This is a genomic window from Candidatus Endoriftia persephonae (assembly GCF_023733635.1).
GTDB classification, from domain to species: domain Bacteria; phylum Pseudomonadota; class Gammaproteobacteria; order Chromatiales; family Chromatiaceae; genus Endoriftia; species Endoriftia persephonae.
On record NZ_CP090569.1, the window covers coordinates 3,166,440 to 3,188,913 of the forward strand.

Annotated in this window: 25 protein-coding genes; 15 read left to right on the forward strand and 10 right to left on the reverse strand. The window is 61.1% G+C overall.

Going from position 1 to position 22,474, the window contains the following annotated elements; translation table 11 throughout:
- Positions 1 to 32: 32 nt before the first annotated feature.
- The 4 genes from L0Y14_RS14290 to L0Y14_RS14305 form a co-directional block, all read right to left on the reverse strand.
- Complete coding sequence (locus L0Y14_RS14290) at positions 33 to 2,648, reverse strand: CHASE2 domain-containing protein (protein ID WP_251859219.1); 2,616 nt, start codon at positions 2,646 to 2,648, stop codon at positions 33 to 35.
- The gene (locus L0Y14_RS14295) at positions 2,645 to 3,976 is read right to left on the reverse strand and encodes a FecR family protein (RefSeq protein WP_006474491.1); all 1,332 of its coding nucleotides are present in this window, start codon (positions 3,974 to 3,976) and stop codon (positions 2,645 to 2,647) included. Before L0Y14_RS14295 ends, L0Y14_RS14290 begins: the two co-directional genes overlap by 4 nt.
- Before the next feature lie 76 nt (positions 3,977 to 4,052).
- On the reverse strand, positions 4,053 to 4,790 hold the full coding sequence (locus tag L0Y14_RS14300) for a response regulator transcription factor (RefSeq protein ID WP_240991627.1): 738 nt from the start codon (positions 4,788 to 4,790) through the stop codon (positions 4,053 to 4,055).
- The gene (locus L0Y14_RS14305; RefSeq protein ID WP_006474493.1) at positions 4,790 to 5,059 is read right to left on the reverse strand and encodes a GlsB/YeaQ/YmgE family stress response membrane protein; all 270 of its coding nucleotides are present in this window, start codon (positions 5,057 to 5,059) and stop codon (positions 4,790 to 4,792) included. The genes L0Y14_RS14300 and L0Y14_RS14305 overlap by 1 nt, the downstream gene beginning before the upstream one ends.
- 166 nt (positions 5,060 to 5,225) lie before the next feature.
- On the opposite strand from L0Y14_RS14305, the gene L0Y14_RS14310 reads away from it, so the two are divergent.
- From L0Y14_RS14310 to L0Y14_RS14330, 5 genes are all read left to right on the forward strand, one after another.
- Positions 5,226 to 5,540 carry an MTH1187 family thiamine-binding protein gene (locus L0Y14_RS14310; protein ID WP_006474494.1) on the forward strand — a complete coding sequence of 105 codons (315 nt, stop codon included), beginning with the start codon at positions 5,226 to 5,228 and terminating at the stop codon, positions 5,538 to 5,540.
- A gap of 6 nt (positions 5,541 to 5,546) precedes the next feature.
- On the forward strand, positions 5,547 to 6,065 hold the full coding sequence (locus L0Y14_RS14315) for a pyridoxamine 5'-phosphate oxidase family protein (RefSeq protein ID WP_005964884.1): 519 nt from the start codon (positions 5,547 to 5,549) through the stop codon (positions 6,063 to 6,065).
- A gap of 118 nt (positions 6,066 to 6,183) precedes the next feature.
- Complete coding sequence (locus tag L0Y14_RS14320) at positions 6,184 to 6,483, forward strand: TusE/DsrC/DsvC family sulfur relay protein (RefSeq protein WP_006474496.1); 300 nt, start codon at positions 6,184 to 6,186, stop codon at positions 6,481 to 6,483.
- A gap of 205 nt (positions 6,484 to 6,688) precedes the next feature.
- Entirely contained in the window at positions 6,689 to 7,888 is a 1,200-nt protein-coding gene (locus tag L0Y14_RS14325; RefSeq protein ID WP_006474497.1) for an SUMF1/EgtB/PvdO family nonheme iron enzyme, read from the forward strand.
- 131 nt (positions 7,889 to 8,019) lie between these two features.
- Entirely contained in the window at positions 8,020 to 8,259 is a 240-nt protein-coding gene (locus L0Y14_RS14330; RefSeq protein ID WP_040819374.1) for a hydrolase, read from the forward strand.
- 3 nt (positions 8,260 to 8,262) lie between these two features.
- Here L0Y14_RS14330 and nadC read toward each other — a convergent pair whose 3' ends face one another.
- The 3 genes from nadC to L0Y14_RS14345 all read right to left on the reverse strand — a co-directional run bounded on the left by nadC (position 8,263) and on the right by L0Y14_RS14345 (position 11,839).
- On the reverse strand, positions 8,263 to 9,102 hold the full coding sequence (gene nadC / locus L0Y14_RS14335) for a carboxylating nicotinate-nucleotide diphosphorylase (protein ID WP_006474499.1): 840 nt from the start codon (positions 9,100 to 9,102) through the stop codon (positions 8,263 to 8,265).
- Between the two features lie 5 nt (positions 9,103 to 9,107).
- A complete protein-coding gene (locus tag L0Y14_RS14340; RefSeq protein WP_006474500.1) occupies positions 9,108 to 9,452 on the reverse strand; it encodes an FKBP-type peptidyl-prolyl cis-trans isomerase in 345 nt (114 codons plus the stop codon).
- Positions 9,453 to 9,565: 113 nt separating this feature from the next.
- Positions 9,566 to 11,839 carry a DUF1631 domain-containing protein gene (locus tag L0Y14_RS14345; RefSeq protein ID WP_005964904.1) on the reverse strand — a complete coding sequence of 758 codons (2,274 nt, stop codon included), beginning with the start codon at positions 11,837 to 11,839 and terminating at the stop codon, positions 9,566 to 9,568.
- A 509-nt stretch (positions 11,840 to 12,348) separates the two neighbouring features.
- On the opposite strand from L0Y14_RS14345, the gene L0Y14_RS16540 reads away from it, so the two are divergent.
- From L0Y14_RS16540 to ampD, 5 genes are read left to right on the forward strand one after another with little or no spacing between them, the layout of a single operon-like run.
- Entirely contained in the window at positions 12,349 to 13,080 is a 732-nt protein-coding gene (locus L0Y14_RS16540; protein ID WP_006474502.1) for a DUF1538 domain-containing protein, read from the forward strand.
- A complete protein-coding gene (locus L0Y14_RS16545; protein WP_005964910.1) occupies positions 13,080 to 13,844 on the forward strand; it encodes a DUF1538 domain-containing protein in 765 nt (254 codons plus the stop codon). The genes L0Y14_RS16540 and L0Y14_RS16545 overlap by 1 nt, the downstream gene beginning before the upstream one ends.
- A 19-nt stretch (positions 13,845 to 13,863) precedes the next feature.
- Entirely contained in the window at positions 13,864 to 14,214 is a 351-nt protein-coding gene (locus L0Y14_RS14360; protein WP_006474504.1) for a P-II family nitrogen regulator, read from the forward strand.
- Positions 14,211 to 14,618 (forward strand): CBS domain-containing protein, encoded by a 408-nt coding sequence (locus tag L0Y14_RS14365; protein WP_005964916.1) that lies wholly within the window; start codon positions 14,211 to 14,213, stop codon positions 14,616 to 14,618. The genes L0Y14_RS14360 and L0Y14_RS14365 overlap by 4 nt, the downstream gene beginning before the upstream one ends.
- A gap of 4 nt (positions 14,619 to 14,622) precedes the next feature.
- Positions 14,623 to 15,180, forward strand: coding sequence for a 1,6-anhydro-N-acetylmuramyl-L-alanine amidase AmpD (gene ampD, locus L0Y14_RS14370; RefSeq protein WP_005964919.1), 558 nt, complete (start codon positions 14,623 to 14,625; stop codon positions 15,178 to 15,180).
- A gap of 6 nt (positions 15,181 to 15,186) precedes the next feature.
- Here the strand turns inward: ampD and L0Y14_RS14375 are convergent, their stop codons facing one another.
- The 3 genes from L0Y14_RS14375 to L0Y14_RS14385 are packed head-to-tail and all read right to left on the reverse strand — an operon-like array spanning position 15,187 to position 17,965.
- Positions 15,187 to 15,873 carry a general secretion pathway protein GspB gene (locus tag L0Y14_RS14375; protein WP_005964922.1) on the reverse strand — a complete coding sequence of 229 codons (687 nt, stop codon included), beginning with the start codon at positions 15,871 to 15,873 and terminating at the stop codon, positions 15,187 to 15,189.
- Position 15,874: 1 nt separating this feature from the next.
- The gene (locus L0Y14_RS14380) at positions 15,875 to 17,542 is read right to left on the reverse strand and encodes an AAA family ATPase (protein WP_006474507.1); all 1,668 of its coding nucleotides are present in this window, start codon (positions 17,540 to 17,542) and stop codon (positions 15,875 to 15,877) included.
- 9 nt (positions 17,543 to 17,551) lie between these two features.
- Positions 17,552 to 17,965 (reverse strand): tetratricopeptide repeat protein, encoded by a 414-nt coding sequence (locus tag L0Y14_RS14385; protein WP_006474508.1) that lies wholly within the window; start codon positions 17,963 to 17,965, stop codon positions 17,552 to 17,554.
- 209 nt (positions 17,966 to 18,174) lie between these two features.
- Here L0Y14_RS14385 and L0Y14_RS14390 point away from each other — a divergent pair, with 209 nt between their 5' ends.
- The 5 genes from L0Y14_RS14390 (at position 18,175) to L0Y14_RS14410 (ending at position 22,357) form a co-directional block, all read left to right on the forward strand.
- Positions 18,175 to 18,426 (forward strand): DUF1289 domain-containing protein, encoded by a 252-nt coding sequence (locus L0Y14_RS14390; protein ID WP_006474509.1) that lies wholly within the window; start codon positions 18,175 to 18,177, stop codon positions 18,424 to 18,426.
- Between the two features lie 78 nt (positions 18,427 to 18,504).
- The gene (locus tag L0Y14_RS14395; protein ID WP_006474510.1) at positions 18,505 to 19,404 is read left to right on the forward strand and encodes a sulfurtransferase; all 900 of its coding nucleotides are present in this window, start codon (positions 18,505 to 18,507) and stop codon (positions 19,402 to 19,404) included.
- 2 nt (positions 19,405 to 19,406) lie between these two features.
- Complete coding sequence (locus tag L0Y14_RS14400) at positions 19,407 to 19,676, forward strand: TlpA family protein disulfide reductase (RefSeq protein ID WP_006474511.1); 270 nt, start codon at positions 19,407 to 19,409, stop codon at positions 19,674 to 19,676.
- Positions 19,677 to 19,812: 136 nt separating this feature from the next.
- Positions 19,813 to 19,953: a TlpA family protein disulfide reductase gene (locus tag L0Y14_RS14405; protein WP_005964945.1), complete on the forward strand. Its 141-nt coding sequence runs from the start codon at positions 19,813 to 19,815 to the stop codon at positions 19,951 to 19,953.
- A gap of 4 nt (positions 19,954 to 19,957) precedes the next feature.
- The gene (locus tag L0Y14_RS14410; protein ID WP_006474512.1) at positions 19,958 to 22,357 is read left to right on the forward strand and encodes a thioredoxin domain-containing protein; all 2,400 of its coding nucleotides are present in this window, start codon (positions 19,958 to 19,960) and stop codon (positions 22,355 to 22,357) included.
- The last annotated feature ends 117 nt before the right edge of the window (positions 22,358 to 22,474 follow it).

Below are 22,474 nucleotides of genomic sequence, written 5' to 3' on the forward strand. Positions count from 1 at the left end.
TTCACCCCCCGGATTGCATCAGCCGAGACAAATCACACTTCGACCGGCAGATGCAGACAGAAGCTCGCGCCTCCCTCGAGCCGGTTGCGCGCCTCGATCGAACCGCCGTGGCGCTCGGCTACCAGCTTGACGAAGTTAAGACCGAGGCCGATGCCCCCCCGCCCCACTGGCTCATGGCCCAGGTCGCTCCTGAACGGCAGGAACAGCTCCTCGAGACGCTCCTGGGGAATCCCCGGCCCGCGATCCTTGACGCAGCAATCGAGCTGGTCTCCGTCACAACGCAGCATGATCTCGACCTGGGAGTCCTGCGGCGCCAGCTTGATCGCATTACTCAGCAGGTTGATCAGCGCGCGTTCCAGCAGCCCCGCATCGGCCTGCAGCCAGACCTCCTCGACCTCGAACTGCCGCTGCAGGCAGAGATTGCGTGCCTGCGCCTGCACATAGACCTCGTCCACCGCATTGTGCGCCACCGAGACAAAATCAGTATCGGTAAACGCGCTGCGCTCCACCGACTCGGCCCGCGCCAGTTGCAGAAAATCCTCCGCCAACTTGAGTGCACGGCGCGCATAGGGAGCAACCTGGGTCGCCAACTCCCGGCTGCCCGCCTGCAGCACCTGCTCCGACTGGGTCAGCGCCAGCAGGGAGGTGAGTGGCGAACGGATATCGTGGGAGAGAAAATTCACCATCCGCGCCCGCGCTCGTTCACTCTGCTTCAGGGTGCCGATGAACGAAAGCGTGACGATCATGCCAAACATGCCCGCTGTTTCAGGGTGCAGCGGCCTGAGCTGCACAAACAGCTCGGTATCTGGCAACCGCAACGCCTCGAAGCGACAGCCGTCCCCCCGCAGCAGCAGCTCGCGCAACAGCGGCTCCCAGTGTAGATCGCCGACAATCTGTAGCGGTTTCAGAAATGTCAGCGCGGGCTGGCCGTGCAGTTCGGACTCATGCGTCAGACCGAGGTAAAAGGCTGCCCGCGGGTTGGCCAGCACCACCCTGCCGATCGAATCGAGCACCAGCAGACCGTCATCCATCTGCCCAAGGGCGGTGTTGATGAAGTCACGCAGCTGGCGCAGATGCTGGTTCGCCGCTTCCACCTCGCGGATGCGTTGCTCCAACCGCTGCGAGCCCTTTGCAGAGGCCGCCGCTGGAGGGATCGAAAACTGCCGGACAAAGTCGTCGAGAAGCGCCTGGCCGCGCCCTCTTGGCAGCTCGCCGGGCGGCCAGCAGAGCCCCAGCCGCCAATACTGCGTACCGCGCGGCAACAGTGTCCACAATGAACGCCCCAGCCGCGACCAGCAGCCGGCCTGCAGCAGGTCATCCGACGGGTCGGGCTGGCGCCCCGCCTGGGCCAGCCGCGCACCTAATGCATCATCCACACACCACCCCTGCAGAGGCAGAGTGGCGGCAATCGACTCCAAGCCCTGCTGCAGATCCTTTAAATCATTCGGCGCAGGCAACAGCTGCGGCCCCTGACTCAGCCTTTGTAGCTCCTGATCGAGATGGAGCACCATCTGCTCCAGTCGCCGCCAGCTCCACAGGGGATAGCTCAGCACCAGCCCCAGCAGCGCCGCCGACGGCGCAAACCAGATACCTCCAAACTGCAGCACCATCAGGCTCAAGAGCAACAACGACAGGATCAACCCCAGAGCCAACAGCGGCACCAGACGCGGCGGCAAACGCGAGTAGAGCAGCAGCGGCAGGGCCACCAGCAGCCCAGTGAGGAGCAGCTGCCAGTGGCGAGCCAGCGGCTTAACCGCCTCGCCGTTGCGTAGGCTCTGCAGAATGTTCGCATTGATCTCGATACCTGCCATCGGCTGGCCGCGGCCGGAGAGCGGGGTCGGCAACACATCCCCCAGACCGGTAGCCGTCACCCCCACCAACACGATGCGATCACGCAGGCTGTCAGGATGAAACGCGCCGCGCAGCACCTGCGCGTAAGAGAGCCGGGGAAAGTGGCCCGGCGGACCGGCGAAGGGGATCAGCCGGTGTCCCTGGCGCACGATGGAGAAGCGCTTCGCTGCCATAGTCGCGGGCCCGGACTGCTCCGCGGGCGGAAAGCGAGCAGGCTCCAGGCTCTGCAACACTGTCAGCATCAGATGCGGCCAGAAGGCCTCGCCAAGCCCCTCCTGCAGGTAGATGCCGCGAGCGATACCATCGTCATCCAGCTCCATATGGACATGCCCCAGCCCCGCCACCACCTCGGTCAACTGCGGTAGCGGCAGGCTCTCCAATAGCTGCCCACCGAGCTGCAGCTCCTCCACCACCACCGGCATGAAGACCTTGCCGCTGGCGGCAACCGCCTGGATCAGCCGGCGATCGCCTTGAGGGTTAGCGGGATCGGGCTCGGCGAACAGCAGATCCATCACGATCGCCCGCGCACCGGCCCGGGTCAGGATCTCGATCAACTGCGCATGGCGCTCACGGGGCCAGGGCCAGCGGCCAAACTCGGCCAGACTCTGATCGTCCACCGCCACCAGCATGATGTCGTCCGCCGCAACCGAGCCTCGCCAGCCAAGCTGCAGATCGTAGAGCAGATTATCCAGGCGCCAGAGCCAACCGCTGGCCGCCAGCAGCACCATTACACCTGCCAGCAACAGCGGCAGCAGCAGGCGCTTAACCTGGCGTAAGGTGCCATTGGCGACGCTCATGGAAGCGCCCAGGACGGGGGGATCACCAGTCGGTAGAGGTTGGAGCGCAGCCAGCGCGATTCGACCGCGAGCCAGGCTTCAACTGACACCCGATAACGACCCGGTGGCGGTAGTGGCAAGCTCAGCACTGTCGTCTCAAACCGACGGGAGAAGAGCGGCAACCCCGTCTGTTCAGAGATGATCAGCAGACGATAGTGATTCGCCTTGGGTGGCTGGTTCCAGCGAAAGCTAACCCAGGCACCATTAAACGCCGGCGGCTCAAGTCTTAGCTGCGGTTCTGGCTCAGGCGATGGAGCAGGCAGAGGCTTCACCACCTCAAGCAGATGGCGGCTGCTCAGCCCCTCCAGACCCAGCCCATCGATGCCGCGGATCCGCACCTGGTAGCGCCCAGGTGACAGCACCAACTCGTCGATTCGCGACTGCTCAAGCTGGTGCGCCGCAAGCAGGGCATCATCCCCACTGGCCAGCAGTTGCAGCCGATAGCCAACCGCCCCCTTCTGATCTGGCCAGTCGAGGGTGATCGCGACGGCATCGAGCCGCTCAGGCAGGGCTGAAAGATCGGGGGGCGGCAGCAGCGGCCGCGGCGCCAGCGGCGGCTTGCCCGGCTCGATGCGGGTGCCGAATCCGGCCTTGAGTTTGACCGACTCGCCAGCCGCATTCACTGCGACCTCCCCTTTCACCACTTCGCTTTGGCTGATGCCGCTGCCGCTCTCCACCCCAACCCGGAAGTCGGTGCCACGCACCAGAGTCACCGCCGCCGGGGTGGAGATCTCATAGCGGGAACCGGGCCCTTTGAGAGGCCTGACCCGACTCTCCACCCGGCCACGCTGCAGCCGAAAGCGACTGTCGACCATGCCAGTGTCGCCATAGGCGGAGAGCCGGTCCATAGTGATGTGGCTACCCGGTCCGAGCAGCAGGCGTGAGCCATCGGCCAGTTCGATGGTGACTAAAGCGACCTCGCCCAGCTCCAGGCTGTCGCCCATCCACAGCCGCCCGCCAAGGGTCAGTGGCTCAGGTTGTCTCCCCGAATGTTGCAACACCACATCACCCCGCAACTGCACTACCCGGGCGACAGCCGGTTGCTGCTGCATCCAGCTCAGCGGAATATGAATTCGGGTGCCCGGTGGGATCTTGGTGGCGGCATCGATCTGGTTGTATCGCTGCAGTTTGACGCTGGCCCCGCCATCCCCCAGATAGCGCTGCGCCAGGCTCCACAGGTTGTCTCCCGGGCGCATGGTGTAGAGCCACTCTGGCTCATCATCTGCTGCCTGCGCGCACAGCCAAAACAGGACGAGGGAGAGCAGCAGCCAGCGAATAGAGCGTTTCATAGTTGTTAGACGTGAGGATGACTGCAGTCGATGCAGTATCCTAACAAATCTTTGATTTATGGGGTTGGCAGCCGGCTCAGATCCCAGTGGACAGCTGTTCCAACCGGTAGCCCTGATGGTAGACCGCCTTCAACCGCCAGCCGTTCTCCGGCAGCAGACCGAGCTTGCGACGCAGACGGCTCATGTGGGTGTCGACGGTACGGGTCATCAGCCCCGGGCCCACCCCCCAGACCGTCTCCAGCAGGTGGTCGCGGGAGAGCAGCCGGCCGACGTTGCAGAAGAGGATCCAGGCGAGCTGGAACTCCTTCTCGGTGAGGCCCCTATCCTCGCCCTGGTAGAGCAGCGTCTTGCTCTCCCTCTCAAGCCTGAAGTGACCCAGTTCGAGCACCCCGCGCCGACCACTGATGCGGGCATTGCGCCGTGCCAGTGCCCTAACCCTGGCCAGAGCGATGGGCTGCGAGATCGGCTTGCTCAGGAAGTCATCCGCCCCCAGCTCCAGCGCCTCGACAATATCCTGCTCGCTGTCACGGTGGGTCAGAAACAGCACCGGGATATTCCAATCGAGTTCATTCCGCACCCAACCGAGCACTTCAAGGCCACTGCTCTGTGGCAGCTCCCAATCCATGATCAGCAGGTCATAGGACTCCTGACGCAACTCCCGGATAAAGGCATCGGCAGCAGCAAAGGCACGGCAGACATAGCCCGCCCCTTGCAGCCACTCCTGCAACAGTGTGGACTGCATCGGGTCATCCTCCAGGCAGGCGATGCGCAACACATCCGCTCTGCCGATTGGGCCGCCCTGGTCCGCCATCATCACCCCCGTTTCAACCTGCCAGCGACTACCAATATCACAATCGCCCCCACCGTGGCGGTAATCAACGAGCCGATGAAACCGTCACTCGACAATCCCAGAAACTGGAACATAAGACCACCGAGAAAGGCACCAACAACGCCCAACAACAGATTACCGATCAACCCGAACCCGCGCCCCTTCAGGATCAGGCCGGCCAACCAGCCAGCCAACAACCCCACAATCAAAAAATAGACCATACCGCCCCCTAGCCTGACGATGGGCTTGAGCATACGGCATCACCCACACCCACCCAAACAGAACCCTGTGAACATTTGTGAACTGCGCAGTCCGGGCCTGATCAGGCCTGGCCTCAGGCTACCAAGGATGAATTTAGCCGTTTGCACCCGACACTGGCCGCCGTTTAGAGTAGCCTGCGAACAACGGAGGGCAGTGAAAGTGTCGGTACTACTGGAATTCAGCATGTTTCCCACCGATCAGGGGGAGAGCGTCAGCGAGCAGGTCAGCCAGGTGATCGCCATGATCCGCGACAGCGGCGTCGACTATCAGCTAACACCGATGGGCACCATTATCGAGACCGCCGAGCTGGGCGATGCGCTGGCCCTGGTGGAGCGTGCCTATCAGCTGCTCGAGCGCCAGGGTTGCCGACGTGTCTACTCCTCACTCAAGCTGGATATCCGCCAGGGAAAAGATCAACGTCTGGCGCAGAAGATCCGTTCGGTGGAGGAGAAAATTGGCACGGTTAGGAGTTGAGCAACCATGACCAGGCCTCAACCGCCCACGGAGCCGAGCAGCCCCTCTGCCACACCACAGCAGTTGCAGTTGGCCCACCAACTCTGGCAGGAGAGTCGCAGCGGCATCCTCTCGACCCGCTCCTTGGAGCACAAAGGCTACCCATTCGGCTCACTGGCCCCCTACTCTCTCGATCGTCAGGGCCGGCCGCTGCTGCTACTCGCCCATCTGGCACAACACACCCGCAACCTGCAGGCTGAGCCCGGCTGCTCGCTGACTCTGGTTGAGCCAGGCCAGGGGGATGTGCAGCAGCTGGCGCGGCTCACCGCGCTGGCCCGCGCCGAGGCCATCAACTCCCCCTCAGAAGCACTACTGGAGCGCCATTTCCACCACTATCCTGACAGCCGCCCCTATTTCGAACAGCTCAACTTCCGTTTCTACCGGCTGATCCCTGAGCGCTTCTACTTCGTCGGCGGTTTCGGTGCGGCGCGCTGGTTCAACACGGGGCAGATCCTGGACGAAAACAAGCCGACCGAGCAGGGCTGACTGCTCAAAAAATAATTCCACATTAAGTTAATGGTAGATATAACCAGACCAAATACTTTAGAATTCATCTAAATCCTGACTAAATTAGTTGGTTATAACCCATCCTGGAGTATTGAGCATGAGCATTGAAATCCCTACACGCGACGGCGACGGCTATCTGACCGACATGAATCTCTGGACACCAGAGATCGCCAAGGCAATGGCCGAAGCGGACGACTTCGACCTCTCTGGTGAGCGCTGGGAACAGATGCTGAAAGCCCGCGAGTACTACGAAGAGCACTCAACAGTGCCGCCGATCCGCAAGTTTTCCAAATACCTGGGAGCCAACCAGAAAGAGATGTTCAAGCTCTGGTTGACCGGCCCAATGAAGCCGATCACCAAATATGGCGGCCTGCCCAAGCCGACCGGCTGCGTCTGATCCCTTCCCAGACCGATGAGAGACTCCAGCTTGGCATGCGCAAACCAAGCTGGAATCTCTCACATCAACCCGCACCCATCTTCCTCTCGCGACCGACCTGAATAACAGACCACCAGGATCTCTCCTGAGTGGTATCCGGCCAATTTCCGATCCCTGTGCCGTTCCGCTACCATAGCGGGTTGCAACAGACACGGAGACGCCTCGCATGACCGCACCCTCCATACTGGGAACCCTCAGCAACCTCTACGAGATGCAGGACGAACTGCTGGCATCGGTAACGCCTGAAGAGGCCAAACGTCAGTACCATCCGCAATTGGGTTCGCTCAACTGGCTGTTTGGGCGTGGCGTCTATCTGGAACTCTACTGGCTGCGGGAGCAGCTCGCCGGTGACGACAGCCTCACACAGCGCGTCAGCCAGCTCTTCACTCCTGGCGATCTCTCTCTCGAGGCGCAGTGCGCCCAGCTCCCCCCCAGCGACCACCTGCGCAACTGGGCCGCAGAGGTCCGCGACGACCATCTGATGCGCCTCGCCAACCCCAGCATGCTGGGTTCCAGTCCACTACTGGAGAACGAGCGACTGCAGTGGTTTCTGGTGCAGGAACAGGCCAAGCTCTACGAGCAGATGCTGCTGGTGCTCAACCAGCGCCAGCTGCAGCTGGCCGCACCGGACCACCAGACCAAGCATCCGCTGCAACCCAGGCCAATCGAGTGGCAGACCAAGGAGTTGTCGCAGGGCCACTATCGCATCGGCTCACGCCATCTGCCCTCCGCCTACGATAATGAACTACCACCTCAGTTAGTGGAGCTGAGCAGCTTCCGTATCGCTCTGTCACCAGTCAGCAATGGCCAATACCTTGCGTTCATGCAGGCCGGCGGCTACGCCACGCCCGAACACTGGGACAAGGCAGGCAGCAACTGGCTGGCGCAAACCGACTGCAAGGCACCCGAGTATTGGCGCCATGACGCCAACGGGAACTGGTACCAGATCGGCCTCAATGGCGCCATCGATCTGATGGCCGATGAACCGCTTGCCGGCATCAACCGCCATGAGGCGCGCGCCTTCGCCGCTTGGGTCTCGTCCCAAGGCAAGCCCTACGAGGGCGCTGTGGTACAGCACGAATACCAGTGGGAGATAGCAGTCCGCACCAAGGTGCTGCGCGACTTCGGCCGTAGTTGGGAGTGGTGTAAAAACGACTTTCACGGCTACCCCGAGTTCCAGCCCTTCCCTGACGAGAGCGTCTCCAGCAGTGCCTTCACACCGGATATGGGGGTATTGCGAGGCGGCTCGCTACACACCCAGCGAGTGCTACGGCGCAGCAGTTTTCGCCAGAGCGCCCCCCCCGACCAGCGATTTCAGCTGAGTGGTCTGCGACTGGTATTTCCAGCACTGCACCGCTGGACCTGACGAGGAGACCTGCCAGGCGAAGCGCTTTCCCTGCCTTACTCACAAAAGTCACAATCTTACCCGCAGCCACTCAAGATCAAGCCCGGCTTGCCGGCATAGGGGATGAAACAGGTGATGGGGGGTGGCAAAGCATGCCCATTCAATCGATCGTCACACCGGCATTGCAGGGAATCCAGCGCAGCTTTCAGGGAATGCGCCGGGTCGCCGCCAGCATCAGCAATGCCACTCCGGGCAACAAGACAGCTAACCCCAGCGATCTCTCACGCGCCCTGCTCGAGATGAAACAGCACGCCCATCAAAGCAGTGCCGCTGTGCAAGTGATCAAGCACGCGGATGAGACGCTCGGTACGCTACTCGACGAGAAGGCCTGAGCATTAGATAAATAGCATCGACAGATCAACAGCAACCAGATCCTTGGTGAGGCCTCCCACCGAGATATCATCCACACCAGTCTCGGCAATCTGCCGGATCGTCTCCAGCGTCACCCCGCCAGAAGCCTCCAGGCGAACCTGCCCAGCACTCAGGGCGACCGCCTCCCGCAGCTGCGGGAGCGGAAAATTGTCCAACAACACCCGTGCGGCACCGGCCGCCAGCGCCTGTTGCAGTTCATCCAAAGACTCTACCTCGATCTCGATCGGGATCCCTTCGGCAACGCTGGCAACTGCTGCCTCCAGTGCGGCTTCGATCGAGCCGGCCGCCCGGATATGGTTCTCTTTGATCAGGATGGCATCGTAGAGGCCGATGCGGTGGTTGCTGCAGCCGCCACAGACCACTGCATACTTCTGCTGCAAGCGCAGTCCCGGCAGGGTCTTGCGGGTATCAAGAATGCGCACCCCAGTACCGGCGACCTGCTCGGCGTAGCGCCGCGCCAGGGTCGCCGTGCCCGACAGGGTCTGCAGATAGTTCAGCGCCGTACGCTCGCCGCTGAGCAGACTACGGGTGTCACCCTGCAGACGACAGACCGTCGCACCGGCCTGCAACCGCTCGCCATCTGCTGCCAGCCACTCGATCTCGATGGCCGGATTGAGCTGCCTGAAGGTCTCGTCAAACCAGGCGCAGCCACACAACACCGCCTGTTCACGACAGATCACCTCCACCCGGGAGACCGAACCGGCATCGATCAGCAATGCGGTGAGATCACCGCACCCCAGGTCTTCCTCCAGTGCCAGCGCAACCTGGGCGGAGATCAATCGGGATTGTGGCAACTCCGGCATAGGGTTCAATCCACCGCCAGCAGTTCTACCTCGAACACCAGTGTCGCATTGGGTGGAATCACCCCGCCTGCCCCGGCGGCACCATAGCCGAGCTGCGGCGGGATCGTCAGCTTACGCCTGCCGCCCACCTTCATTCCGGCAACCCCTTCATCCCAGCCACGGATCACCATGCCGCGCCCGAGCGAGAAGCTGAATGGCTGGTTGCGATCCAGGGAGGAGTCGAATTTGCTGCCATCAGTCAGCCAGCCCGTATAGTGCACCGAAACCCGCTGCCCATTCTCTGCAGCAGCACCATCGCCCTCCTGCAGGTCTTCGTATTTCAGACCGGAATCGGTGATCTTATCGCTCATTGAGTTCTCCATCTGTCTAGTGGCAAAAGGTGATTGATGATCGATCACCCCGCTACCGGGGTGCTCGAGGATGGGCAGGGAAAGTAAAACCAGGACGAGAAAGAGTCAACCAGTCAGGCCGATACCGCGCCTTCACGAGTATCGTGCAGGGCGCCCAACATTGCATCCAGCGCCCGATCCATAATCGGCATCGAGCCATCGCTCAGCATTCGGGCTGAACCTTCGCGAAAACGCGCAGCAAGCCCCTGCACGGTCAGGTCGAGGGCCTTCACGCCCTTACGGTTGACGAAAATGTAGGCATCACTCACATCGCTCTTCCAGGAGAGCTTCACCCTTAGCTTGCCATCCCCCTGCTTCTGATCCATCTCCAGCCAGGTACCGACCTCCAGATTCTCGGCAATCTCGGTAAATTCGTCATGGGGCACCGAGGGCGTTTCGATTACCTCCGAATCGGCCAGCAGTGAGCTGGTCTCTAACAGGCGGCTGTCCGGGAAGCTGACCTGCTTTTCTGCCACCGCCATCGCCGTATTGACCGGCGAAGGCAACTCTTTGCCGCGCAGACAAGAGATATGACAATTCTGCAACTCCTTAAAAAGGCGCGCCATCTTATGTTGGTCAAAGGAGATGCTGTTGAGGCGTTCACGCAAGTTACGCAGCAGCTCAGGAATATTCCGCAGCAACTCCTGGCGCTCCGCATACTCCTCTTTGGGGCGTACGCTCCAGAGAAGTTTATCGACTATCTCCAGCGACTCCTTCCAATCATCGCTGTCGGGGCCCTGGCGCAGGTAGTTGAGCAGCATGACATCCTTCCATCCATCCTTCAGCAGTGCGATCACCACATGGGGAATGACTGGCTGCATCTGCAGGCGAGAGTTGATCTCCTCGGTCACCCTCAGCTTGGCCGCCCGTAACTGCTCCTTGCCGCGACTAACCTGGGTGGTGCGCTGCTCCGCAATGTCGGCGCCTCGCTGCTCCTTCTCCCACCATTTTGAGAAGTCATCGTTGAGTTCAGTAAAGATCGCGGGGTCATCCACGAACTCGGTTAATATCGCTTTGACCACCGACTCGATCTTCTGGTAGAGCAGATCGCTCTTCCGATCGCTGGCCTCATTCCAGCCGATCGCTGCCTGTGCCAGATTATTGAGCAACTGTCTGGCAGGGTGGACCTTTTTGCTGAAAAAGGTCTTGTCGATGATCGCGACCTTCAGCATCGGAATCTGCAAGCGGCTCAACAGCGCCTTCATCGCATCGGGCAGGCTGTGATCGTCGAGGATGAACTCGAACAGCATCGAGATTACATCGATGGTGTCGTTATCCATATCGCCCAACGCGCGCTGGACCTCGCTGCCATCGCGCATGCGTAGATCGGAATCCAGGCGGCGGCGCAGATCATCCTGATGCTGCTCTGCGGCGCCAAATGGCACCATCACCACATTCGACTGCTGCAACGCAGAGAGCGCCCCCAACAGCTCTACTGTATCTACACTTGGCAGCGACACGCCGCCGACTCCACCAGCCGCCGGATATGACGAACTTCCCCGACGGTTGGCCAACAGCCCCTGCAGCCGTTCAAACACCTCCGCCTGCAGCTCATCCACCTCTTCGCTGAGCTCGGAATCACCGTGCAGATCATGCTTGGCCTGTTTGACCGCAGGGGCGACCGGATTGCGCCGTACCCGCGGAGTCAGCTTGGCGATCACCCCGGCCTTGCCAAGCAGCAGGTTCAGTTCGTCATAGAGCCCACCAACATAGTGCATCACCTGTTTGTCAAACTGCTTGTAGATGATCAGTTTCACCGGCAGTTCGACTGGCAGACTGCGCAACGACTCCTGAAAGGCGGTGCAGATCACCGCCGGGGCGAGCGGGTTATTCTGGCTCGACACCTCATCGGCCAGATTGGCGATGTGGGCAAAGCGCCGCCCCAGGGCATAGAGTTCACGGGAGTAACGGTTCTCGCCCTTGGAGATCATGTTGACCAGTGCCAGTGAATCCTCCAGCTCATTATCGTCGAGCAGCGACATCTCCGATTCACGGCTCAATTCGTCGAAAGAGCGCTGCGATACATCAACCTCACCCGTCTCCCAAAAACGATCGTAGCGATCCAGCACCTCACGGCAGAATTCGCGGTCGATACGCACGCGATCCTTGCGCAGGTCACGCATGGTGTTGAAATAGGTGCTTTGAAGGGAGTTGTGTTCGGATTTATCGGCAAGCTCATACATCGCATCGTCGAGCTTCTCAAACAGCCCCGCCATCAACTGAGGGAGCATCTTGACGACTAGTTTTCGACACGCATCGATAAGCCTGCGGCTATTCGCGTCCAGAGAGATCCGACGTTTTGGGCTCTCTTGCCCGTCGAAAGAGATGATGTTGTCTTGCCGTTGCATAATGCAATACGCTTCTGGTCTCAGCTACCTGGATCAACTAAAAAGGCCTACCATATCCGTTGCTTAGACACTTTCGGGAATACTAATCCAACTGTTGTTGTGTGACTGCGATTGGCCTCACAGATAATTGAAGCCAGACCAGCAAGCTCCCTGATCCTGTCGTCGGTTCGCACAAAATTAGCATTTTGCCGTAGGGCATTCAATGCTGTACCTACTACTTACTATCGCCCATTCAGCGGATCACTTAAGCCGCCCCCCCGATAAACGGCCTCCAGCAACACAAATCGTAGTTGATATTGTGGCCAAGATCGCATCTCAGAGAAGCCAGCCCGAGGCTTCCTAGTAACCACCAAGCCTGCCATTGACACCAGAGCCTTCCCGGAACAGCCTGACTAGGGAGTCTCTGAACGAATCATGGGCGCCTGCCGCACCAACAATACCCAAACAAGGTTAACATGCGCCCCTCCCCTGGGGTATGGTTTTGCCAACATTTGCCAGACGCCCCACACATGCAGACCATCCAACTACTCGTCGCCTCACTACTCGACAGCACCAGGGATCTGTTGCCGATTGTTCTGGTGATCGCCTTTTTCCAGATGGTAGTGCTGCAGCAGCCAATCCCCAACCTGGGCAGCCTGCTTGGCGGCACCCTGCTGGTGGTGTTGGGGCTCAGCCTGTTCATCCACGGACTGAAGATCGGGCTGTTTCCGCTCGGCGAAGCGATGGCATGGGATTTCGCCCGCAAGGGCAGCCTGCTATGGCTACTGCTGTTCGCCTTTGCCCTCGGCTTTGGCACCACGGTGGCCGAACCCGCCCTGATTAAGATCGCCCAGGAGGCCGCCGAGGTCGCTGCGGGGGGCGGCATGATCGTCAATGAGGAGGCAGCCAAAGCCGACTACGCCGGCGGCCTGCGCTACACCGTGGCACTCTCAGTGGGCATAGCCATCATGCTTGGCGTGTTGCGCATTATCAAGGGCTGGCCGGTGCAGTACCTGATCATCGGTGGCTATCTCGGTGTTGTCATCATGACCGCCTTCGCCCCCAAGGAGATCATCGGCATCGCCTACGATTCAGGCGGCGTCACCACCTCCACCATCACCGTACCGCTGGTGACCGCGCTGGGAGTGGGACTCGCCTCCAGCATCCAGGGGCGCAACCCGATGACTGACGGCTTCGGCCTGATCGCCTTCGCCTCACTGACGCCGATGATTTTCGTCATGGGTTACGGGATGCTGCTCTGATGGAGATGCTGCTCCATCTGCTGCAGACTCTGCTCGGCACAGTGGTCGATGTGCTGCCGATCGCCGCCATCCTGTTTGGCTTCCAGTTCCTGGTGCTGCGCCGCCCGCTGTTCAACGCAAAGCAGGTCTTGATGGGGTTCATGCTGGTGCTGCTGGGGCTGGCGCTATTCCTCGAGGGCCTCGACCTGGCTCTGTTCCCGCTCGGCAGACTGATGGCCGTTCAGCTGACCGATCCGGTCTTCCTTGGCCTCGACGAGGACGGCCAGATCGATTGGCATCACTATCTCTGGGTCTATCTCTTCGCCGCCGCCATCGGTTTCTCCACCACCATCGCCGAACCTTCACTGATCGCCGTCGCGATCAAGGCGAACCAGGTCTCTGGCGGCGCCATCAGCGAATGGGGGCTGCGCATCGCGGTAGCGATCGGAGTGGCGGCAGGCATCGCGCTTGGCAGCTACCGTATCATCAGCGGCACCCCGCTACACTGGTACATAATCAGCGGCTATATCGTGGTGATCGGCCAGACCCTGTATGCACCACGCACCATCATCGCCCTCGCCTACGACTCCGGGGGCGTCACCACCTCGACGGTGACAGTACCGCTGGTAGCAGCGCTGGGGCTGGGTCTATCGAGCAGCATCCCCGGCCGTAGTCCGCTGCTCGACGGCTTCGGCCTGATCGCCTTCGCCAGCCTATTCCCGATCATGTCGGTGATGGCCTATGCCCAGCTCAGCGAGTGGTGGGGCAAACGCAAACACGGTTAACTCGTCCAGGAAAATAGAGATGCGATTCAAACTCATCATTGCTCTGGTGGAAGACAGCGAGACCAACGCCGTACTGGAGGCAGCACGCAAAGCAGGCGCCACCGGCTCCACCGTCATCAATCAGGCCCGCGGTGAGGGCGTGAAGCAGGCTAAGACCTTCTTCGGCCTTACCCTGGAGACCCAGCGCGACATGGTACTGCTGATGGTGGAGGAGCACCTCAGCCGCACCATCCTGGAGCGGATCGCCGAGGCCGGCCACTTCGACGAGCGCCCCGGCACCGGCATCGCCTTCCAGCTCAACATCGAGGACGCCGTCGGCGTCAGTCACCAGATCCAGACTCTGGCCCAGGTCATCGAGGAGGAGATATGAACAACAAACAAATCACCCGCATCCGGGATGTGATGAAGACCCATTTTGATTTGGTCGACGGCATGGATACCGTAAAGTCCGCCCTGCAGACCATGATCCACGTAGAAACCAAGTGTCTGCTGGTAAAAAAACGCCACGAAAACGACGAGTACGGCATGGTGATGCTGTCGGACATCGCCAGAGAGGTGCTGGCGAAGGATCGCGCCCCAGAACGGGTCAACATCTATGAAATCATGAGCAAGCCGGTGCTCACCGTCTCACCGGAGATGGACATCCGCTACTGCGCGCGCCTGTTTGCCCGCTTCGACCTGTCGCGTGCGCCAGTGGTGGAGCAGCATGGCGAGATCGTCGGCATCGTCAGCTTCACCGACATGGTGCTGAAAGGGCTGAAGAAGAGCAACTGAGGCGGTGCTTGATCTGGAGCAGAACGGCGACGACTGGATCGACTGGGCACGGCACTGCCCCTCACCCAACCAGGATGCACGCCCGGAAGACTGCATCATCGACCTGCTGGTGATCCACAACATCAGCCTGCCCCCCGGTGAGTTCGGCGGCCCCTGGATCGACGCCCTCTTCAGCAACCAGTTGCCGGCAGCGGCCCACCCCTTCTTCGCGGAGATCGCCACGCTGCAGGTCTCCAGCCACCTGCTGATTCGCCGCGATGGCGAACTGGTGCAGTATGTGCCGCTGCAGCGACGCGCCTGGCACGCCGGCGTCTCCTGCTTCGATGGCCGCGAACGCTGCAACGACTTCTCCATCGGCATTGAACTGGAGGGCACCGACCAGACCCCCTACAGCGACCCACAGTACACCAGCCTGGCACGCGCCAGCCGGGAGATCATGCAGCACTACCCGGCCATTACCCCGGAGCGGATTGCCGGCCACGCCGACATCGCCCCAGAGCGCAAGAGTGACCCAGGCCCGGCCTTCGACTGGTCACGCTACCGGCGAATGCTCGATCAGTAGCGCCGGCTACTGGTTGCCGATCGGCAACACAAACCGCTCTCCCAGATACTCCAGCACCACCCCATCGGTGAGGATCTCGTCGAGCAGCGGACCTTCGCTGAGATAGTCACCTTCACGGTACTTCTGCAGATTGATCAACACATAACGTCGTGCTGCCTGCTCATCGAAGAAGTGGATGTCGATATTCAGCTCCGGCAGGTTCTGCGTAAAGCCGGCTGACAACTCACTCAGCTGTTTGGGTCTCGGCCGAGGTTTGGAGGCCACTGCCGGCGGGCTGCCCAACGGCTCGCCTGAAGCAACCGACGCCGGCGCCTCTTCCGTTGCCTCAACGCTGGCTGGCTGCGCTGGCTGAATCTCCGGTACCGCTGCAACCGGCGGTGTTGGCTGGGCAACGGCAGGTCCGTCTGGCGGCAGCATGGAGCGCAACGCAGACGGCCTCTGCTGCGGGTCCGCGGCAGGCGGCTGCCACTCACTGCCGGACGCAGTCTCATAGGGCGTAGGCTCCAAAGGCTCGCTGTCACCGAGATAGAGCCCCAGCGCCAACATGCCGAACGCCACCAGAAACAGCAGCGCATAGATCAGCCCACGCCCAACCCCAGGATCAATGCGGTGCATACGTCCACCCAGACGCGGCACCTCTCCCAAACGGTGCTGGCGTTCCGCTTTCTTCAGCGCATCCAGAATCAGCGACATGCTACTCCCCTTCCACCAAGCTCACGCCTGTCAGCGTCGGCGTTCCCACCATCAGCTGCAGATTGTTGAGTTGAATCTGGGTCTTCTGTCCAGCCACCCCGTCGGGCTTCAGGCCTGTTCGCAGCTGGTACTCCCGCAGCTGCACCCCAAGTTCTTCATCAAACTGCTGCGACACTCCATCGGCACTCAATTTAATCCCGTTTGACAGCGCCAGACGCCGCCGCAACCAAGTCACCAGTGGCCCATCGCTACCCGGGCCAATCAGCGCCTCACCAGCATGAGGGCGCCACAACATGGTGAATTCGCCCCGCCAGAGCGGTGCGATCTCACTCCGCAATACCGCTCTCTCCCCAGCACCATAATCAACAATCGCCTGCTCTCCATGCAACGCCTTCAGCAGCAGATAACGTTTCTCTCCCGCCACATTGAGGTACAAAAGCGCTGGACGATTCAGCCGCTCCAGATCCTCCCATCCCGCCACATCGGTAAAGCAGCGCAGCCCCAGCTCCTTTGCATACTCACAAGGCTGCAGGGCGAGGCCATCAGTCAGAGAGAAGCCCCAGAGCGCAAACAGGCGCGCATGCGCCGCCCACTCACCATCATCGGTTTGACTGATGTGTTCACTCAGCGACGCTTCCGAACCATCCCCCTCTGCCCTGGAATCCAGCGGCCCGGCCTCATGCTGTGGTTGCTCCCCGCTCTCCATCGTTTCTGCTGATACCGGCAGCTCCGGGACGACATGCAACTGCTGCGACTCCAATTTCAGTGGACCAATCAGCGGCGCCAACCACCAGCTGGCGCCACCAACCACGCCCAGCAGCAAGCCAAGCATCCACACCTTCGACCACCGCCTCCTACGTTTCCGTCCCCTGATCTCTTTCGCCGCCCGCCACACCAGCCGCACGCCGGCGCGGCGCGCATCGGTGGCGAAGATCGCCAGCAGGGCTCGTTCACAGATCGTATTGATGATGCGCGGCACGCCGCCCGAGAGCGAGTAGGTCAGCCACATCCCCGCCGTGGTAAACAGATGCTCACTAACACCAGCCACCTCAAGCCGGTGGCGGATATAGTCGGAGGTCTCTTTGCGGCTCAGGGGCGAGAGGTGGAAACGTGCAGTGATGCGCTGGGCGACCTGGCGCAACTCCCGCTGTTCCAGCATCTGCTGTAGCTCGGGCTGCCCCACCAGGATGATCCGCAGCAGCTTGTGGCGCGCTGTCTCCAGGTTGGTCAGCATGCGCACCGTCTCCAGCACCCGCGGGCTGAGATTCTGCGCCTCATCCACCACCAGCACGGTGTTGCGCCCGGCGGTATGGGCCTCGAGCAGATGTCGGGTCAGGTTGTCGATCAGCTGTTTCAGCGAGTAGGGCGGCCCCGTGTAGCTGATCCCCAGCTCGTCGCAGATCGCCGCGAGAAACGCCCGACGGGAGAGTTTTGGATTAAAAATCAGAGCGAATTCGACATTCTCAAGATGCTGCTCCAGCAGGCTGCGTACCAGCATTGTCTTGCCGGTACCCACCTCGCCGGTGAGCTGAACGAAACCGCCATTGGGCCCGACCCCATAGATCAAGTGGGCAAGGCTCTCCTCATGACCGCGACTGAGAAACAGGTAGCGGGGATCGGGAGTGATGGAAAAGGGGTTCTCCTTGAAACCGAAGTCGCTGAATTTCATATCAGCAAATTACTCGCACTCGACATCGGCCTCATTGGTCGATTCATTGATCTTCTCGGCCTGCTGCAGCCAGTGGATCGCCTGCTTTTCGTCCCGCAGCACATCCTTTCCAGAGATATACATATTGCCCAGCTCATTGGCCGCTAGGTAGGAGCCATTGTTGGCCGCCTCCTTGAGCCATTCCACCCCGCGGTCGACCTTCTTGCGGACGCCCTTGCCATGCAGATAGAGCAGCCCCAGCTCATACTGGGCCTTGGGGCTGCCGTCCCGCGCCAACCGCAGATACTTCCTGAACGCCTTATCATAATCCCCAGCCAACAACGCCGCCTCCGCCTCGTCAAAGGCATCCTGCTCTGCCGCCGCCCCCAGTGGCACCAGCACCAGGACCAACAACATCAGAAATACCGCTGTTCGCTTGAGCATCACAAACCCCTTCAGATTTTGAGTCTATTATGTCACACAGGCGGCCCAACAGCGCCCCCGTGTGCGCTGCACGGTATAAGGATATTCACTGCTTTTCAATGCGATGCAAGAAAAGCCGCCCCTCCCTACCTACCGCTTGCAGGGTGTTTATCCCACTCGCCTCGGCTGTCAGAATAGCGCCTCACTTTCCCACGACACCGGAGGCTTCCATGAAATTCAATCCCTGCCAAGGCGGCAACAACTGCACCCAGGACGGCACCCACTGCCAGGGCTGTGGCCGCAGCCACGAGGAGATCGCGGCCACCGGCCAGCTGGTCGATACACTGCTGGAATTCGCCAACAAGATGGAGTACGAAAACGTCGATGAGTTCCTGATGGCCGTGGCGCAAAAAGCCGCCGGCAAACATCGCATGATGCAGATGAACGCCAGCGGCATCGGCGGTATCAGCATCAGCTCCTGAGTCCGCTCCGAGGGGAACCTGGTGGTTCCCCTCGGTGTCTCATCCTCACTCCCTCCAACCCAGAAGAAAAAAACACCAATGAAAATCCGACTGCTGACCGGCCTGCTGCTTGCGTTCACCCTCACACCGCTGTTCGCCACCCCCCTGGTGGATGCCGAATGGCTCAATGCCCACCTCAAGGATGAAAACCTGGTGGTGCTCGACCTGCAGGACCGCAACAGCTACCAGCGCTACCACGTACCCGGCGCGGTCAATAGCAACTATGGCGACTGGCGTCAGACATCACCCAAAGGCACGCCCCAGCTAATGACGCCACCAGCCCGGCTGGAGCAGTTGATCGGCAGCCTCGGCATCGACAACGACAGCCAGGTGGTGCTGGTAGTGATGGGTTCCGGGGCCGGCGACATGGCCAGCGCCACCCGCATCTACTGGACCTTCAAGGCCCTCGGCCACGACCAAGTTTCGATCCTCGACGGCGGCCTGATCAACTATGCCAACAAGCGCGTCTATCCACTGCAGAAGGGGCTCAACCAACCCAAGCCAAAGGCCTTCAAAGCAAAACTGCGCACGGCGTTCCGGCCTGATAGCCAGACCGTCAAGGCGGCCCTGGAAAATGGTGCGCTGGCGGTAGACAACCGCAGCCGTGCCGAGTATCTCGGCATCTACCGGGGCGGCGACAAAGAGCGCCCGGGCAGCCTGCCGCAGGCCGTCCATCTCGCCTACGACTGGCTCACCGTCAACGGCGGCGGCCAGTTCCAGAGCCTCGACAACCTGAAGAAGATCTACGCCGCCGCCGGTGTGCCGCTGCAGGGCAAACAGATCAACTACTGCCACACTGGACACCGCGCCGCACTGGGCTGGTTCGTCTCCCATGAACTGCTAGGCAACGAAGAAGCCCAGCTCTACGACGGTTCCACCGCCGAATGGGCCAAAGATGCCAACCTGCCGATGGAACAGAAAGTCCAGCTCGAATTCTAAAGGTGGCGTGCGATGCGGCAGCCCCCCTCTACCCGCTGCTCGGCCTGCTGTTTTTAATTATGGCCGGCAGCGCCCTTGGCAGTGGCAAGCCCACCCCTGAATGGCAGATCAGCGAGTGGATCAACGGCGAGGGCACCAGCCTGGCTGAGCTACGCGGCAAGGTGGTGGTGATCGACTTCTTCCAGTTCTGGTGCCCCGGCTGCAACAGCTTCTCTGGGCCGCTGATGCGGCGCTGGGGAGAGAAGTACCGGCACCAGATCGAACCGTACTGATCGGCATCCACACCGTGTTCGAGGGCCACAATTACCACCCCCCAGAGCGCCTACGCCGCTATCTCAAAGAGAAAGAGATCCACCATCTGATCGGCATCGACCATCACCAACCCGGCAAGGAGAGATCCCCGAGACCATGAAGCGATTCCAGACCCGCGGCACCCCGGAGATGGCGATCATCGACCAGCAGGGCATCATACGGCTGCAGAAATTCGGCAGTTTTAGTCCGGTGATGGGCGAGCAGTTGATCGATAGACTGCTGGCAGAGGGAGCCTAAACCGATGCATACCAAACTCCTCGCCGCACTACTGCTCACCCTTTCCTGGCAGGCGTTCGGCGCGGAGGGGCGCCCAACCCACTACCAGGTGACACGCCCAATGCAGATCCAACAACAACTCGAAGCCGCCTACCTCGCCAAGGGAGTCGGCTACCGCCCACGCACAGAGCACCTCGAAGCGGACGGCTCACCACGCTACCTCAACCGCCTGATCCTCGAAGACTCCCCCTACCTGTTGCAACACGCCCACAACCCGGTCGACTGGTACCCCTGGGGCGAAGCGGCCTTCGCCAAGGCGAAGCGGGAGAACAAACCAATCTTCCTCTCCATCGGCTACTCCACCTGCCACTGGTGCCATGTGATGGAACGGGAGAGCTTCGAGAATGAGTCGATCGCCCGCTTCCTCAACGAGCACTTCATCGCCATCAAAGTGGACCGCGAAAGCCACCCCGATATCGACGAGACCTACATGACCGCGGTGATGCTGATGACCGGATCCGGCGGCTGGCCGATGTCGAGCCTGCTGACCCCCGAGGGCAAACCCTTCTTCGGCGGCACCTACTTCCCGCCGCAGCAGTTTGCCAGCGTCCTGCAGCAGATACAGACCATCTGGGAAGAGCGCCCCGAAGACACCCGCCAGCAGGCCGAGCGGGTTGCCAAGGCAGTCGAGGCAGCCAACAGCCAGCGCGGCAAGGCCAAGGCGCTCGACTCCCAGGCCGCCGACAAGGCGGTGGCGCAAATGCTGCGCAGCTTCGACGAGCTACAGGGCGGCTTCAGCCAGGCCCCCAAATTCCCCCATGAACCCTGGCTCTTCCTGCTGCTCGACCAGCTGCAGCGCCAGCCTCATCCAGAGGCGCTGCAGGCGCTCGAGGTCACCCTCGACGCGATGGCCCGCGGCGGCATCTATGACCAGGCCGGCGGCGGCTTCCACCGCTACTCCACCGACAACGAGTGGCTGGTGCCCCACTTCGAGAAGATGCTCTACAATCAGGCGCAGCTGGCGCGGATCTATCTGCTCGCCTGGCGCCTCACCGGCAAAGAGCAATATCGCCGGGTGGTGACCCAGACCCTCGACTATGTGCTGCGCGAAATGACCGCCCCCAGCGGTGGTTTCTATTCTGCTACGGATGCCGACAGCGCCGGCGAAGAGGGGCTGTTTTTCACCTGGATCCCGGCGGAGATCCGCGATGCCCTAGAGCCCCGCGATGCTGGCCTGGCGATCGAACTCTACGCCATCAGCGAGCGCGGCAACTTCGAGGGGCGCAACATCCTGCATCTGCCACAGAGCTTGGAGGAGTACGCCGAGACCAAGTCGATGAACCTCGAAGCGCTACACCAGCGCATCGACCATATCAATCAGGTGCTGAGACAGATCCGCGAACAGCGCGAGCACCCGCTACGCGATGACAAAATCGTCACCGCCTGGAACGGCATGATGATCACTGCCTTCGCCCAAGCCGCCGATCTGCTCGATTCAGACAGCTACCGCCAGGCCGCCGAACGGGCCGCCGAATTCCTCTGGCAGCACAATCGCAAAGGCGCCGGCCAGCTCTGGCGGGTCCATCTCGACGGCAAATCCTCCATCTCCGCCAACCAGGAGGACTACGCCTACCTCGGCGAGGGACTGAGCTATCTCTACGACCTGACCGGCGACCCAAAATGGCTGAGCCGAAGCCGCGAGCTGGCCGATGCGATGCTCGCCCGCTTTCAGGAGAAGGATGGTGGTTTCTACATGAGCGAGGCAGGGGAAGACCATTTTAACGCCATGGGCCGACCGCGCGACGGCGGCTCCGACAACGCCATCGCCTCTGGCAGTTCGGTGGCGCTGCATCTGCTGCAGCGGCTCTGGCTACGCAGCGGCCACCTAGATTATAAAACCGCCGCAGAGAGCCTGATCGCCTACTTCGCCGCCAACATCGAACGGCAACCCAACGGCTACACTTACATGCTCAGCGCGGTCGACAATCTCAACCAGGGCGAACGCACCCATCGCGGCTACGCTGCCCTCGGCGGCATCCGCCTTGAGGCTGGGCTCAAACCCATGAGTGACAACAAACAGCTGCTCGAGCTGGCTATCCAGATCCCCGAAGGCTGGCATATCAATGCCCACCACCCCCTCGGCGAGTCACTGATCCCCACTGAGCTGCGCCTGGCCAACAACCAGCACGAGTGGCACATGGCCCCGGTCACCTATCCCTCGCCAGTGCAGCAAAAGCTCACCTTCCAGCACGACCCTCTGCTGGTCTATGAAGGCAATATCCAACTCCAGGCGACGCTGGAGCACAAGCGCACGCCGGGGAACGGCGGTGCCACGCTATTGGATCTGGAGCTTCAGCTGCAGGCCTGCAGCGACGAGGTCTGTCTGCCGCCGGAAACCATCCGGCTGCAACCGATTATGCGCTGATCTAGTTCGCCCCGACTCAAGGGGCACGGTCAGGTCAAGTCTTGGGCGGATCAACCGCTACCCATCTACAGAGCGAGGTGCTTCAAACCGGATCCGGCCCCTTATTTGCCGAAGAAA